This window comes from Vibrio sp. Vb2131 (assembly GCF_033338535.1).
In the GTDB taxonomy this organism is placed as follows: domain Bacteria; phylum Pseudomonadota; class Gammaproteobacteria; order Enterobacterales; family Vibrionaceae; genus Vibrio; species Vibrio alginolyticus.
Window position 1 is genome coordinate 143,193 of record NZ_JAWOSW010000002.1, and the last position, 15,822, is coordinate 159,014.

13 protein-coding genes are annotated in these 15,822 nt (G+C 43.6%); 8 read left to right on the forward strand and 5 right to left on the reverse strand.

Translation table 11 applies throughout. From position 1 onward, the window contains the following. Positions 1–61: 61 nt before the first annotated feature. The 3 genes from R7E38_RS02780 to R7E38_RS02790 all read right to left on the reverse strand — a co-directional run bounded on the left by R7E38_RS02780 (position 62) and on the right by R7E38_RS02790 (position 3,977). Positions 62–1,393, reverse strand: a complete 1,332-nt coding sequence (locus R7E38_RS02780) for a D-serine ammonia-lyase (RefSeq protein ID WP_226082901.1) — start codon at positions 1,391–1,393, stop codon at positions 62–64. An 83-nt stretch (positions 1,394–1,476) separates the two neighbouring features. After that, positions 1,477–2,571, reverse strand: a complete 1,095-nt coding sequence (serC, locus tag R7E38_RS02785) for a 3-phosphoserine/phosphohydroxythreonine transaminase (protein WP_226082899.1) — start codon at positions 2,569–2,571, stop codon at positions 1,477–1,479. Positions 2,572–2,708: 137 nt separating this feature from the next. Beyond that, positions 2,709–3,977, reverse strand: a complete 1,269-nt coding sequence (locus tag R7E38_RS02790) for a DUF945 family protein (protein WP_005389614.1) — start codon at positions 3,975–3,977, stop codon at positions 2,709–2,711. Between the two features lie 186 nt (positions 3,978–4,163). Between R7E38_RS02790 and R7E38_RS02795 the strand changes: the two genes are divergently transcribed. The 3 genes from R7E38_RS02795 (at position 4,164) to R7E38_RS02805 (ending at position 7,438) form a co-directional block, all read left to right on the forward strand. Then, a complete protein-coding gene (locus R7E38_RS02795) occupies positions 4,164–6,104 on the forward strand; it encodes an ATP-binding protein (protein WP_226082898.1) in 1,941 nt (646 codons plus the stop codon). Then, positions 6,101–6,598 (forward strand): response regulator, encoded by a 498-nt coding sequence (locus R7E38_RS02800; RefSeq protein WP_017820839.1) that lies wholly within the window; start codon positions 6,101–6,103, stop codon positions 6,596–6,598. Before R7E38_RS02795 ends, R7E38_RS02800 begins: the two co-directional genes overlap by 4 nt. Positions 6,599–6,889: 291 nt before the next feature. Continuing rightward, positions 6,890–7,438 carry a hypothetical protein gene (locus R7E38_RS02805; protein WP_005378006.1) on the forward strand — a complete coding sequence of 183 codons (549 nt, stop codon included), beginning with the start codon at positions 6,890–6,892 and terminating at the stop codon, positions 7,436–7,438. 192 nt (positions 7,439–7,630) lie between these two features. On the opposite strand, the gene R7E38_RS02810 is transcribed toward R7E38_RS02805, so the two are convergent. Beyond that, positions 7,631–8,218, reverse strand: a complete 588-nt coding sequence (locus R7E38_RS02810) for a TfoX/Sxy family DNA transformation protein (protein WP_005378007.1) — start codon at positions 8,216–8,218, stop codon at positions 7,631–7,633. A gap of 369 nt (positions 8,219–8,587) precedes the next feature. Between R7E38_RS02810 and R7E38_RS02815 the strand changes: the two genes are divergently transcribed. The 5 genes from R7E38_RS02815 to R7E38_RS02835 all read left to right on the forward strand — a co-directional run bounded on the left by R7E38_RS02815 (position 8,588) and on the right by R7E38_RS02835 (position 14,305). Beyond that, a complete protein-coding gene (locus tag R7E38_RS02815) occupies positions 8,588–9,508 on the forward strand; it encodes an HDOD domain-containing protein (RefSeq protein ID WP_005378009.1) in 921 nt (306 codons plus the stop codon). A gap of 146 nt (positions 9,509–9,654) precedes the next feature. Continuing rightward, on the forward strand, positions 9,655–10,560 hold the full coding sequence (locus tag R7E38_RS02820) for a lysine exporter LysO family protein (RefSeq protein WP_005378011.1): 906 nt from the start codon (positions 9,655–9,657) through the stop codon (positions 10,558–10,560). A 208-nt stretch (positions 10,561–10,768) separates the two neighbouring features. Continuing rightward, the gene (locus R7E38_RS02825; RefSeq protein WP_017634875.1) at positions 10,769–11,281 is read left to right on the forward strand and encodes a hypothetical protein; all 513 of its coding nucleotides are present in this window, start codon (positions 10,769–10,771) and stop codon (positions 11,279–11,281) included. A 211-nt stretch (positions 11,282–11,492) separates the two neighbouring features. Beyond that, on the forward strand, positions 11,493–13,139 hold the full coding sequence (panP, locus tag R7E38_RS02830; RefSeq protein ID WP_005378019.1) for a pyridoxal-dependent aspartate 1-decarboxylase PanP: 1,647 nt from the start codon (positions 11,493–11,495) through the stop codon (positions 13,137–13,139). Positions 13,140–13,450: 311 nt separating this feature from the next. Then, the gene (locus tag R7E38_RS02835; RefSeq protein ID WP_005378021.1) at positions 13,451–14,305 is read left to right on the forward strand and encodes a MurR/RpiR family transcriptional regulator; all 855 of its coding nucleotides are present in this window, start codon (positions 13,451–13,453) and stop codon (positions 14,303–14,305) included. A gap of 76 nt (positions 14,306–14,381) precedes the next feature. On the opposite strand, the gene R7E38_RS02840 is transcribed toward R7E38_RS02835, so the two are convergent. After that, positions 14,382–15,626 carry an iron-containing alcohol dehydrogenase gene (locus R7E38_RS02840; protein ID WP_017820842.1) on the reverse strand — a complete coding sequence of 415 codons (1,245 nt, stop codon included), beginning with the start codon at positions 15,624–15,626 and terminating at the stop codon, positions 14,382–14,384. Positions 15,627–15,822 lie beyond the last annotated feature (196 nt).

The following is a 15,822-nucleotide window of genomic DNA, read 5'->3' on the forward strand; positions in this document are numbered from 1 at the left end:
TGAGCCCTTTTGTTATTCCTGTATTATTAGTTACCTAATTAAGCACGTATACAGTGCTGATTTACCGACCAGATTTTTTGAGATAAGCCGCCATTTCATCTTTCGGAACCATGCCCCCACCTGTTGCCCAAACAAGATGTGTTGCGTTTTTGAGTTTTTCTTCGTCAAATTTCATTCGAGACTGGTAAGCATGGTTATTCGAGACGTGCACTGCACCAATCATACCGGCTAATGCAGAAGGCTCTAGATTAATACCTTCCAGTTCACTTAACTCACCCAAGTGGTGATACATACGAGCGTCATCAATGGTGTAAAAACCATCAAGTAGCCTTTCCATCGCTCTTCCGACAAATCCCGAGGCACGCCCGACTGCCAAACCATCAGCGGCGGTGATGTTATCGATACCCAAATCTTGTACCGAAATATCGTCATGCAAGCCTGTATGTACGCCCAACAGCATGCACGGTGAGTGCGTTGGCTCTGCGAAAATACAGTGGACATGCTCGCCAAATGCTACCTTCAAGCCAAATGCCACCCCACCAGGTCCACCGCCAACACCACAAGGAAGATAAACAAACAATGGATGATGCTCATCAACCACGATTCCCAAGTCATCAAATTGCTGCTTAAGACGCTCACCCGCAACAGAGTAACCTAGAAACAGCGTCCGTGAGTTTTCATCATCGATAAAGAAACAGTTGGGATCTTTTTCTGCCTCTTTACGACCTTGCGCGACAGCAATACCATAATCTTCCTGGTGCTCTACGACATTAACACCATGTGACCGGAGCTTATTTTTCTTCCATTCCCGCGCATCCGCAGACATGTGGACTGAAACTGAAAAACCCAGCTTCGCACTCATGATGCCGATGGACATACCAAGATTGCCGGTTGAGCCAACCGCAATACTGTACGGCTTAAAAAACTGCCGAAACTCATTGCTGAACAATTTGCTGTAATCATCGCTTTCACATAGCAAGCCGGCTTCAAACGCCAACTTTTCTGCATGAGTGAGCACTTCATAAATACCACCTCTCGCTTTGATCGAACCAGAAATTGGCAAATGACTGTCTTTTTTGAGCATTAAACGGCCCAATATTGGCGTGTCGTATTGCTGCTCCAAACGCACTTTCATATTGGGAATATCCACCACTGCGGACTCAATAACGCCACGCGACGTTTCCGTTTCGGGAAACGCTTTCATCAAATAAGGCGCAAATCGTGCTAGCCGTTCACTCGCCGCTTGAATATCTTTTTCATCTAACCCGACATGAGGTAAGCCTTCCTCCAAGGAAGTGATATGGGGGTTAAACCAACAAACCTCTTCAAGATCAATAAGTGCTGCCAAGAGTGGGAACTGCTTAGTCAGCGCTTCAATATTTGCCTTGGTCATTTTACCTTCCTGGAATGATGTGAGTTGAGATAAACAAAAGCGCCGCAATAGCGACGCTTTGGAGAACAACTATCAGTTTGAGCTTACGCGTAGTTTTTCTCAAACTCTTGCATGAAGTCTACTAACGCTTGAACACCTTCTAGCGGCATTGCGTTATAAATGGATGCTCGCATACCACCAACTGCTCGGTGACCTTTTAGCGCTTTCAGCCCTTTAGAGTCTGCTAGCTCAAGGAAGGTTGCATCTAGTTCAGGCTTAGCAAGTTGAAATGGCACGTTCATCAAAGAACGGTTTGCTGAGTGCACGCCATTACGGTAGAAATCAGACTGATCGATGTAATCATACAGTAGCGCGGCTTTAGCGCGGTTCACTTGCTCAATCGCTTTTACTCCGCCCTGTGCCTTCAGCCATTTGAAAACAAGACCAGACAGGTACCATGCAAAGGTTGGTGGCGTGTTGAACATTGATTCTTTTTCTGCCAAAACAGTGTAATCCAAGATACTTGGTAGAACCTGCTTCGCCATACCTAATAAATCATCGCGCACGATAGCAATAGCAATGCCGGAAGGACCAATATTTTTCTGAGCGCCCGCGTAAATCACACCGTATTTAGACACATCGATTTCACGAGAAAGAATTGTCGAAGACATGTCAGCAACAATCGGTTTCTCGGTAATAGGAAGATCGTTAATCTCAATACCATCAATGGTCTCATTTGGACAGAAGTGAACGTAAGCCGCTTCTGGAGCAATTTCCCATTCACTTGCAGGTAGAACCGCGACTTTCCCGTTGATTTCTGTTTTTGCATCAAACACGTCTGGTTCGCAGTATTTTTTCGCTTCAGCTACCGCGCTTTCAGCCCAATAACCACCATCGATGTAAGTTGCCGTATCGGCATCACCAAGTAAGTTTAGAGGAACAGCAGCAAACTGAGCACGAGCACCACCTTGGCAGAACAGCACTTTATAGTTGTCCGGAATATTCAGAAGGTCACGTAAATCCTGCTCGGCTTCTTCTGCAACTTTGATGAACTCTTTGCTTCGGTGGCTGATTTCCATGACCGAAGTGCCAAGACCTTGCCAATCGATTAGTTCCTGTTGTGCTTGCTGCATAACTGCTTTAGGCAGACCTGCTGGCCCTGCACTGAAGTTAAATACGTTGTCCGTATTTTGTTCCATGATGCTCATTGCTCCTGCTATGTAAATATTAAGAAATTAATATCACGTTTTCGCAGTGATAAAAACAAGAAAAGAGGTCTTACGACCTCTTTTTAAAGACTAAGCGTTGAATTGGAACAAATTCGCAACAACACGAATTACTGTTGTTGCATCAAAGCAGGCATAAGTAGAGCCACCAATGGGAACTCATGCCCATTTTCGAACTTCAATTTGCCTTCACCAATTTCTGCTTTTAATTGATAACCGCCCTCTACTTTTTCGATCAACTCCATAATAAGGAGCTCATCAATCCCTTCTTGAATAAATGGGTAATGCGTTACTAATTCATCAGAGAAGTAAGTGCTAAGTTCACCAGTAGTGGCCGTCACCAACTTCATTGGATCTTGAGTAATATGCTCAGTACCTTCAGGGATGGATAGTTGCCACTCGTTGTGGAACTTGCCGTCACCGAACGCGAGTGAAAGCTCGTTCACGGATAAATCAAAACCTTTGCTAAACAGCGTATCGACATGCGGCAATAAATTCGCAATTTCCTGCTCATCTAGCATAGGAGAGCTTTGATAGATAGACATAATTTGATCAAAAGACTGGCTATCCACATCTGCAATTGAGAAATCCAACTTAAAGTTATCGACATCCGTCCCATCAGTTAAACGTAGTTTCTTAGCATCTAGGTTTAATTGACTGTTCAGCTTATCACCAGACTCACTCATCGTAGTGTTACCACGGTAGCTCGCATTTTCAATCAAAAAGACAGGCGTCAAGTTCGCATCAACCACATCCAGCTTCTCTAGAGAAAAAGATTGCTCACCCAGCCAATAGCCTTTTGCTTGCTTTCCTTTACCTTGCCCTGTCAATGCATTCAGATGAAGCTCTTCACCGTTTTCAAAATCCACTTGAACAGAAGGAACGGAAACTTGGTAATTGAGATCACCCAATACCGTCACATCACCTGTTACTTTTGCAGGGCTTGTAGAAACAGAAACACCTTGCGCTTCGTTACGATAATGCCAACTGTCTAGGTCGAGGATAAATGCTGTATTGCCATTTAGTTGAGTCTGGCTATGCATCGTGAGAGGCAAAAAGTCATTGTCCACCAATTTTGAATCTGCTGTTAGGCTTGTTAGACCGTGGCTAACATCACTGGTTACGTCAAACGTCGTTGGCATACCATCACGCTCTAACTGCGTTTTAAGCTCAGGATCAACAACTGAATAACGAGTCAGCACGACTGAAGACAAATAGCCACGCTGATACTCGACCACTTCGCCTTTAATCATTTCATCATTCATATTGGTAATACCATCTTCAATGATGGACTGACCAATTTGTCCGACAGCCAATGGCCAACACAGTGCTAATGAGATAGCACCACCAATGGCGCCGATTTTTTTAAGATTTTGCATAACGTCACTTATTAGATATTTTCGGTCAGTCTACCCCAAACCACCTGCGGAGAAAACATTGAGACAAATCAGACTATTGATGCTTATTCTAGTCCATTAATCAGGAATCATACTTGGCTCCCACTCATCATGTCCTTTTATTGTTAAAGTTTGCGTGGCGAAGTTTTAACCGGAGCTAAAACATCTGTGAATCGTTATGCTGTGTTGTGTCTCGACAACAACCCAATCAGTGCTGAACAGTTTCGATTGGAGCTGTCTGCCTTCTCAAGTAAGTTTGATATTTTTTCTGTCGAATCGATAGAAGAGGCTCAAAGCGCTTTAGAGTATCTAGAAGAAAGAGAACAGACTGTTGCTTTAGTTATAGCGAGCCATCACGCTCATTTTAACGGCGTGGATTTTCTTATTGGTTTAGACCGGATGCCACATACCGAGCAAGCAAGAAAAATTCTTATTAGCTGCTCGTCTGATATAGAGGCAATTCTCACTGCCGTTAATGAGGGCAGGCTCGACCACTGCCTCACTAAACCTTTGCCAGATCACGTCTTATTTAACACAGTGCAAAAAGAGCTGACCCAATTTATCTTGCGAAATGGCAAAGAAGACCTGCTAAGTTACAGTCAGATATTGGATCATCACAGCTTGTTGCGAGCGCACATCAATAACCAGATGAGCCATTATCAAGCCGGATTCTTACACGACTACCACTCGATGTCTGATGCCGAGTTAGCCGAGCAAGTGATCTCCGCTCTCCAGCAATTTTTTAAAGATAATGACGAAACAAGAGCGTGCCGTACATACTCACCTGAACACTTGTTAACCGTGGAAGGCGAGCCAAATAGCTTTTTGTGGTTTATCACCGAAGGTGAAGTGGCTCTGTACAAGCGCGATGAGCAAGGCATGCAGCGAGAGGTTGTACGCCATAACAAAGGGAATATTGTCGGAGGCATGTCGTTTGTTACTGGGGAATGTTCTTTCTCGACAGCTCTGACACTAACCAAAACAGAAGTTATCAAACTCGATCGCAACGTATTCAATAAAGTGATGCAAAGCGACTCAAACTTACTGCCTCTTTTTACAAACTTGCTCTTACGCCACTTCAACCGCCGATTGCAAAGAAGCATCAACACCAAACTGCAACTTCAAAAAACGCTCGAATCTTTAGAGTCAGCCCACCAGCAGCTCATTGAAAGAGAAAAAATGGCGATGCTTGGCCAATTGGTTGCGGGAGTGGCACACGAACTAAACAATCCAGTAGCCGCGATATTAAGGGGCGTAGAGAATTTAACGCATACGCTAGAACGATTACTTAACGATGCGCCCAGTTCCGATATACAAAGCAAAGGCATTGAATTACTGAGCAAAGCGCAAACCTCAAAACCCGCTTCAACCGCTGAGCTCAGATCACGCGTAAAAGCGCTTAGCCATACTCTTCCAGACCGAGCATTGGCAAAAAAAGTGGTGAGCCTTGGATTAGAGTCCGATCAAGAGCTACTTACCCAACTAACGAGAAAGCAGCAAGCGTCTTATCATGCTCTCAATACACTAGAGCAATACCACAAAGCAGGTTCTACACTTCGCTCAATTAATGTCTGTGCAGCACGAATTGCTGATATGGTAAAAAGCCTGAAAGGATATGCTCGGTCAGATGATGAAACCCTGCACTATGCTGATATTCATGAAGGTATTGAAGACACCTTGGTGATTTTCGAGAACAAATTAAAAATGCACCAAGTTTCAACCGACTATGCAAACTTGCCTTCCATCCTTTGTCAACCGATCGCACTCCAACAGGTGTGGACGAACTTGGTCTCTAACGCCATTGACGCATTTCCAGAAAAAGGGGTGTTAAACATACAAACACGCCTTGTAGAAAAAGAGCACACACATTATGCCGTTATCTCATTTGAAGATAATGGATGTGGCATTCCTGAGTCGCAAAGAGACGCCATTTTCGAGCTGAACTTCACCACAAAAAAAGAAGGTAACTTTGGCTTAGGCATCGGGCTGTCCATCTGCCAGCAAATCGTAACAGCACACAGAGGGTGGATTGACGTCGAATCAGAGATCGGCCAGTTCACACGAATGACCGTCTGGTTACCAGTCATCGAAGAAGGAGATGAAACATGACCAAGTATCTAATTTTATGTGTCGATGACGAACGAGAAGTCTTGGATAGCGTGCTCCAAGATCTTGCTCCCTTCGAGGAGAACTTTGTTGTCGAAGGAGCGGAATCAGTGACTGAAGCTCGGCAAGTGATTGAGGAGATGGCGGAAGAAGAAGTTCAGCTTGCTCTCATTTTATGTGACCACATTATGCCGGAACAAACTGGGATCAGCTTCTTAATCGAACTCAGTCAAAATGGTGACACAAAAGCAGCGCGCAAAGTTTTACTCACAGGACAAGCCGGTTTGGAAGACACCGTAGAAGCCGTAAATAACGCGAGTCTCGATTATTACATTGCCAAACCTTGGAAAGGCGAAGCGTTGAGAAAGGCAATCGTGTCTCAGCTTACCGCGTTTGTGATTGAGAATGATGATAACCTGCTATCCTGGACTCAAATCCTTGATTCTGAGGCAATCCTCAACGCCATGGCAGATAGAAGAGCAAGCTTTGGCGAGTAATAAAGTGTTTAGTTCTAACTTGAACTCAACGATGGTCATTGAACCACCTTACCTCGCATAGTAGAACGAGGTTAGAAAAACATCGTTACTTGTCCGAGTGAAATCCTCGGACACTACGTATATGGCGTAGTTTTTGCTTAAACCAAGGAACTATTAAGTTAATTGACAAAACATCGACACATTTTTGTTGGTCGTGGACCTTCCTTTTTATTATGATGTCGGACAAATCAGATTACGGTTCAAGTGGTTGCTTGAATCCATGGAAATAATGAACAAGGTTTATCGTTAGTTATGCGTAAAACACTATTAGCCGCTGCCTTACTAGTGGCATCAAGCCATGCCCTAGCTGCAAACGATCGCAATGCGCCAGCAACTATGAGCAACTTTAGCTACGACTATTTCGAAGCACGTATTGGCGCAAGTCCTGTGACATTTGGTGCTGGATTCAGCAAATCAATTCACCCGAACGCGCATGTTATTGCTCGTATTGACTCTGAGTTTGAAAGTGATTTTGACTCAGCTGCAGGCTTTGGCTTCCATTCTCCGCTAAACAACTGGGCAGATCTTACTGGTGAAATGCTAATGCGCGTTGTGCAACCTTCGAACGAGAGCAGCACAGATGTTGGTATGGAGCTGAACTTAGGTGTTCGCCAATGGTTGGGCCCTCAATTAGAAGTAGGCGGCAAAGTCGGCTACGTTTCTATCGATAACGATGACGATTGGACTGGCTCTGCCTACGCTCGATTCCACTCAACAGAGCTTTTCTCTTTGGGTGCTGAAGCACGTATCAACGATTTTTACGGTGATCAGGTAATGTTTACTACGCGTTTTAAGTTTTAAGATTTGTGCTGTAAGAAAAGAGCAAATTAAAAAAACAAAAACCGAGGTCTCTGCCTCGGTTTTTTGTCTAATTTAATGACTAACTCAATGAAGTGGTAAAAAACTTCAACGTCCTTTTTCCGCTTTTCACACTTGCCTTTACGACCCGCTAACTCCATCGAAACGAGTCAATCATTGTGCGATCAGCTTCGCCTAGTCACACAGTGCCAATAACTGTTTTTTACGCGGCTCTTGGATCAGTTTCCAATGTACGCCATCAGTTGCACCAGCAAATTTCCACAGTAGCTTTACATCAACATCATTACCGTAAGCCGTTTTAACTTTGTTGAAGACTTTTACAGGTCCAAGTTCTAAAAAGGTTTCTACGTCATCAACACCGGCTTTCTTGACCATACGTTCAAGGGTTAGTTGCATGTTGGGTAAGTCTCTTAAGCGTCTACTGGCAGAGGACTTTTGATATTTCCGTTCCTTAATTGAGTATTCAATTGATTTCTGTACCAGTTCATCAAGCCCTACATATCCGGATTCGAATAAATCGGTTACATCATAATAATTTACGGTTGCCGTCGTCTGTTTTTTGACGTGCTTATACTTCTCACAGCTCAGTTGAGTAAACACTTCATCTAGTCCATTACCACCACGTAAGTAGCAGCAATCATTGCTGACAAGCGCAAACATAGCATCATCGGTGAATAAACCAATACCACCGAACATAGAACGTTTTTGGTACTCACTGAAGGTGCGTACATATTTAAAAAAAGCTTGGTCTGTCATGTCCATTGACCTCTTTAATCTGAATAAATTACCCCGATTAGCGATGTCACCAGATAAACAGCAGCTTATAGCGAATTATAAATGTCGATTTGTTGGCGATATTTTTGTGAGTTGTGCTCACCAACTTGCTTAATCATACTTAACGTTGAAAAATAAGTTAGGACATAGGTCACATATAAAAAAGTATAAATTCTGCATACGTGATTAGTTTCACACTTATTGTTTGTGTGGTGATATTTTTTTGACGCATAGCATGCCTAAAACACGCCATCATTATGATCTCGCTGGCAATTACGGGCACATAATACGCATTTAATTGATAAAGAATACGCTGTAAGGGTACACTGTACGAAAGATCTCAAGTACAGCGTCACAATGGAACATTTATCATTTTTTTGGCTGCCAAATAATAAAGATAAGCTTATAAACGCACTGGAATCCGAGTTTGCTCAGCTGGTAGAACAGTCCATCGCCACGGGTAAGATTTCGTTACCTCCTATTCCTGATGTCGTGCTTAAAATTCAGCAGTTATGTGTCGAAGAACACACCACGATTGCCGATGTTGCTAACTGTTTATTGGAAGATCCCGGATTAGCAGCGGTCGTTTTACGAGTCGCTAACTCTGTGATTTTCAATCGCAGAAATATCACCTGCAACGACTTAACTACAGCGGTATCTCGTCTCGGAATACTTCGTGTACGTGATATTGTTACCGCACAAGCGATCGAGCAACTTAAACACTCAGTTAATCTCACTAAAGAATGCAATGCCATCTTGGTGAAGAGTGCGGCGATATCTCGTGAGCTCGGTGCCGTCATGGTGATGTTGGTTCAATCGTTTCGTAGCCACGAGCCAGGCACTTATGGTCATCTAGAGCAAGAAAAGGCGTTATTGGTCGGTCTATTAGCCGATATAGGGTTATTTTGCCTAATTAATGAGTACCACTTGTACTTAGATAGGGGCAATTACTTAGACCCAGATATTGCATTGCAGATCTTCCAAACACGTTGTTCTGCCACAAGTAAACTGGTACTTGAGCGTTGGGGGTTTGACAACGACTTCAGAGAAGTATCCTCAAACGAAAAATACGAATTAACGCGACCAGAAGTGAGTTATCTCGACATCGCTAGAATTGCGCATCATTTATTGATGTTCCGCAATCACGATGAACGCATTGACGAACATGAAGTTGAATTCAACTTAACTGGTGCAGAAGTCTTGTATGAACTTAGTAACATGAGTGATACTGACTTCAATGATCAAATCCGTGCTGTACTCAATGCTAGCGGTTTGTAATTTATCGCTTTCTGATAATACCTTATCCGCGATAAAACGATTCGCTCAAGGCTGAGCTGTGTGTGGTGAAATGTCTCTAATTTCAACCGATAGATAATTTGATTTATGCGTGTTGATGTTATCTCAAAAAGGAATCATTGAGCTTTATGTTCTCAGGGATGCTATTTATTTTCGCTCCGCTTGTGGTGGGGTATCTAATTCCTATATCTCGATCTTCGTTATTGGAGAAGATCAATCAGTCAACGTCCTACCTTATTTACGTCATTTTGTCGTTGATGGGTCTTAGCTTAGCGGCGCTCGATAATTTAAGCAGCAACTTACAAAGTATTCTCCTCTATGCGAGTACGTTTTTTTTGTGTCTAAGTGCCTGCAACCTGTTGGCTCTGCCTATTATTGATAAAATTATCCCACTCCAGACCAATCAAAATCAAAAGAAGCTACCGTTATCTTCGATGGCTTTAGAGTCTGTTAAGCTTATCGTGGTCGTTGGCGGCGGGTTAGTGGTTGGCCTGCTGTTACCCATTGATTTGAGTTGGGTAGATACAGCAAGCGAATGGATACTCTTTCTACTTCTATTTTTTATTGGTATTCAGCTGCGCAATAGTGGACTTACTCTGCGTCAAATCCTATTAAATAAACAAGGAATGGCCATTGCGGCTGTTGTCATCGCAACATGTATGCTTGGTGGCGTTCTTGCAGCGGTGCTTTTGGATCTTCCTCTTTATCAAGCACTCGCAATGGCTTCAGGTTTTGGCTGGTATTCACTCGCAGGTATTTTAATGGGTGACGCTTTTGGTCCGGTATTTGGTGGCGCGTCGTTCTTGATTGAATTGATGAGAGAGCTAGTCGCACTGGTTGCCATTCCTCTCTTTATTCGTAGCTATCCGTGCACCGCAATTGGTTATGCCGGTGCAACAGCAATGGACTTCACCCTACCCGTTATTCAAACCACCGGTGGTGTGCGTTGTGTTCCTGTTGCTATCGTTAGCGGCTTTATTTTGAGTTTATTGGTACCAGTTATGATGCTTTTCTTTGTATCACTTGCTAGCTAGATCTCAGGTTTTCGCTTTAACATCCATTACAATACGGCAAAAATTTAAATACCCAGTTAACGTCAAAGTGGTCAATATTTTTTGGCAAGACCCCTCTTTCTTTTCGTCATTCAGCCCAACGATTTGTCACGACCAAATAGAAAGAAGGGAGAAACATCAACTGATGTGCATTGCGTTAATAAAGGGATAACAACCAGAAGGAAGAAGAATGAAACGCTTTGTCGTTGCAGCGCTCCTCGCTACAAGCTCAACTTTTACGCTTGCCGCAGATCAACAATGTCTTGCTAGCAAATACGATGGCTACGTCGATGCCTCACTACAGTGGTATCAAGATCTTGTTGATTTGACGGTTACCCAATATCCAGATCTGAAAGAAGTTAGTCAATGGTTCTTGGATGGACGTAAACATCACTTTGAATTAAACCGCGAAGCGGTTCACTACTTTCTAGAGAACGACCCTAGCCGCGTTGCGACGGAACAGCCAATCGAAGCATGGTTAAAACTAGAGCAACATGACGTTAAGCAGTTAGCGACCCGAAGCGATAAGTTAGGTGAAGTTGCAAAACAGACATTTAGCGACCGTCAATCAACTAACCACCCAAAAAACTACGAGCTTCGTTCAGCATTCGCTGATCTGCTTAGTCACCCCCAACAAATTGATACCGCACTTAATAAGTACAATCAGTCAATAGAAAAGATTGAAAAGCAGAAATGTGACTAAGATTGCTCGCATTAGTCGTTGATTAGCATTCGAAAACACTAGAATGTTTTAACGTACTCAATCTAGAATTTTTTAATGTGAATATCGTAACCTTCACCTAAAATTTTCATTTCTACAACTTGGGTTTCAACAATTAAAACGGGACTTTGCGCCCGTTTTAGTTTAGATTGTGCCGCTCGCATTACCAAAATAACTACAAAGATTCTTTGCTATGGTTAAGGAACAAAAAACCGCTGATGTTAGCTTTGAGAGCTTGCTAAAGATCTTCACTGTCCCAGAAGGTCCGGACTCAACGTTAACTAAAATTGACGAGAGCCTCTCGCGAAATCTAAATCAATTTCTTCGTGAACACATCGTGGCAGAAGAAAAGCCTTTACGCGAAATCGAAAAAGACTTTTCTTCTGCTCAGATTCCTGAGCAGCCAGAGTTCGTGTCAGATCATACAGAGCACTTACTCGACACTTTGGTGTCGCACTCAGTTCACACATCTTCACCAAGCTTCATTGGTCATATGACATCGGCACTGCCTTATTTCTTGATGCCACTGTCAAAGATCATGATCGCCTTAAACCAAAACCTGGTAAAAATAGAGACTTCCAAAGCCTTTACACCACTTGAGCGTCAAGTTTTGGGTATGCTGCATCGCTTGATATATGGTCAGAATGATACGTTTTACAATCAGTGGATGCACAGTGCAAACCACTCATTAGGCGCATTTTGTTCCGGCGGCACCATTGCCAATATCACTGCGCTTTGGGTAGCACGTAACAAAGCGTTAAGGGCCAATGGCTCATTTAAAGGCGTGGAAAAGGAAGGCCTTTTTAAAGCCATGAAGCACTATGGCTATGATGGCTTAGCGGTGCTAGTGTCTGAGCGTGGTCACTACTCCCTTAAGAAAGCAGCCGATGTATTAGGGCTAGGCCAAGAGGGCTTGGTTGCGGTTAAAACCGATGCCAACAACCGTATTATTGTCAACGACCTGAAAGCGAAAATTGTTGAGCTCGAAAAACAAAACATCAAGCCTATTGCTGTTATTGGTGTGGCTGGCACAACAGAGACAGGTAATGTTGATCCATTGCCTGAAATCGCTGAAGTCTGCCAAGCTCACGGCTGTCACTTCCATGTGGATGCCGCATGGGGTGGCGCAACACTTATGTCTAACCATCACCGTCATCTTCTTAAAGGTGTGGAAATGGCAGACTCAGTAACTATTGATGCACACAAGCAGCTCTACATCCCGATGGGCGCCGGTATGGTTCTGTTCAAAGACCCTGACGCAATGAAATCCATAGAGCATCACGCTCAATATATATTGCGCAAAGGTTCAAAAGACCTAGGCAGCCATACACTAGAAGGCTCACGTTCGGGCATGGCGATGTTGGTCTACGCCGCAATGCACATCATAAGTCGCCCAGGTTATGAGCTTCTGATTGACCAAAGCATTGAAAAAGCTCGCTACTTTGCGGATTTAATCAAACAGCAAGATGATTTCGAGTTAGTTTCTGAACCAGAGCTTTGTCTGCTCACATACCGTTATTTACCGCCATTCATCCGTGAAGCATTAGCACAAGCAGAAGGCTCACAAAAAGAACAACTGAATGAGCTGATCAATGAGTTAACACAGTTTATTCAAAAGCGTCAGCGCGAAACGGGCAAATCGTTCGTTTCACGTACAAGACTGAACCCAGACCAATGGCAACGCATGAATACGATAGTGTTTCGAGTGGTTTTGGCAAATCCACTGACCACAAAAGAAATTTTGAGCTCAGTGCTTGATGAACAACGCGAAATCGCCAAGCAAGCACCAAATTTGATGAAAAGAATTCAACAGCTGGTTGTTGATATTCAATCGTCTTAACAGCCAGATCGAGTTACATCAATTTGAAATTTTTTTTCGTTTTGATGTAACTCAAACATCATTATCGTGCGACTAGCGCAACAAAACTTCGTTTACACATCCAATTCTGTAGTTTTTACAACATTTTGTTTGAGGCCTGTCAAATTCTCACTAAATAGTACCCGTTATTGGTTTAGACTGATTGAAGATCAGGTTTATACTGATTCTATGGCGCTGGTTGTTTTCGTTAACGCCCCACTCTACTCCGGAATCTTCGTGTTTCCTTTCGTTAGCAGAGCCAGCGAGTTGTTCTCTATACCCTCGTGAACACTATGAATACATTAGAAAAAATTCAAAAAAACCTGGAGAATTTCAGTAAGTCAGAGCGCAAAGTTGCGGAAGTAATTATGGCGTCTCCACAAACTGCAATTCATTCAAGCATTGCAACGCTGGCTAAAATGGCCGACGTTAGTGAGCCCACTGTAAACCGCTTCTGTCGTCGTCTGGACACCAAGGGCTTTCCAGATTTTAAGCTTCACTTGGCACAGAGCCTAGCCAACGGCACCCCTTACGTTAACCGTAATGTGGAAGAAGACGATGGCCCAGACGCGTACACCCATAAGATTTTCGAATCGACGATGGCGTGTTTAGATGTCGCTAAAAATAGCCTAGATCCAATGCAAGTGAACCGTGCGGTCGATTTGCTAACGCAAGCGAAGCGCATTTCATTCTTTGGCCTTGGTGCATCATCTTCTGTTGCCCGAGACGCACAAAACAAGTTTATTCGCTTTAATATTCCAATTACTTGTTTTGAAGATATTGTTATGCAGCGCATGAGTTGTATCAACTGCAGTGATAATGATGTTGTGGTTCTTATTTCTCATACCGGTCGAACAAAGAGTCAGGTAGAAATAGCGAACCTTGCTCGTGAAAATGGCGCAACGGTTATTGCGATTACAGCGAAGGATTCTCCTCTAGAAAAGGCAAGCTCGCTGGCCATCACGCTCGATATTCCAGAAGATACCGACGTTTACATGCCAATGGCAAGCCGAGTTGTACAAATGACAGTGATTGATGTGCTAGCAACTGGCTTCACTCTTCGCCGTGGTACAGGTTTCCGTGAGAACCTAAAACGCGTAAAAGATGCGTTGAAAGACAGTCGCTATGACAAATTAAGCCAGTACTAAGCACTAAAGCTTAGTCAATACTTTATCTAGGGGAGCTCAAGGCTCCCCTTTTGTTTTAATGCTGCTAAGGGAGCAATCACCCTAAGTCGTTGACACTCGATAAGTCCGTTCTTGATTCCAGTACTTCAACAGAACTGACATGTTGTGCACTCTCAGCTGCGCACTCTCCGCTACAATCACAGACTTGCTGCAATATGTGTATCAAACGTTCCTGATTAAGAGGTAAAGGATTCCCTTTGATTGCCATTGATTTAAGCGCATCATTCGCCACTTGCTCAAAAGAGGTTTGGCATACTCCAAATTGAGCCAGTAGCGGTAACGCTAACTTATCTAGCACCATATTTACCCAAAGAATTCCATCGTGTTCGTTAGCATTTACTCGCTCAGTGACTAATTGGGCCAGCTTACGATAACGACTTATCACATCATTCCTACCCGCGAGTTTAGCAGCGTTAATGTTCTCCTGCATCACGTGCGGAGCTAGGCGAGCCGTAATAACGCTATGGGGGGCGTCTAACTTGCCTCCTAACGCCGATGCTAACCCATGAGCAGCACCTAATTTGGCATTAGTAATCGCCATACCACCAAGCAATGCAGCGAACGATAAATCAGAGCGCGCCTTATGATTATCTTGCTTACAAGCGGCAATCACTGAACGGCTTAAACGGCGTAGCCCCTCTTCGCAGACCATATCAGTAAGAGGGTTTGGCTCACCACACACATACGCTTCCATTAAATGAGTGAACGCATCCATTGCGCCACGTCCAGATGTGTATTGGTCGGTCCCGTAAGTAAGTGTCGGGTCTACAATGGCAACGTCTGCGAGCATATCAGGGCTTCGAAGACTCACTTTCACTTTATCTTGTCCAGATTTCAGCACAGCATTTCTGGTCACTTCTGAACCGGTGCTTGCTGTCGTAGGAATTGCAATAAAATGAAGAGGCTTTGCTTTTAAAGGGACGCTTCTTCCTACCACTTCTACGTAATCGTAAACATTGCCTTGATTGGGAATAATGGCAGCTAAGGCTTTGCCCATATCGATGACGCTGCCACCACCTATCGCAACCACCATATCAGGTTGGAATTTTCTACCGAGCACTGCGGTCTCTTCTACCATCGTGATGTATGGTTCACCAACGATAGCTACGTGCTGGTAACGCATATTTTGAGCTTTAAGATATTGGATAATGGGGGCGGCTCGTTGGGTATCCTGCCCAGTAACCAGCAAAACACTGTAGCCAAATTGGTTAATAACGGACAATGAAGATTGAAGTGCACCTTCACCAAATATAATCCTTGTTGCAGTCATAAACTGAAACATACACACCCTCCCAAAAGAATATACCCAAATAACCTCTCGCCCTCTGATTTAACACTTATGTAAGAGTTGAAGTTATTTGCGTATAGCCAAAATAGATTGCTATTTTTTTAAACAAAAAAAATTGACCAATTCCACCTTGCCATCATTAACCCTTTAGAATGTATGTTTTTTATGCGTCACTTCACATACTTCAGAG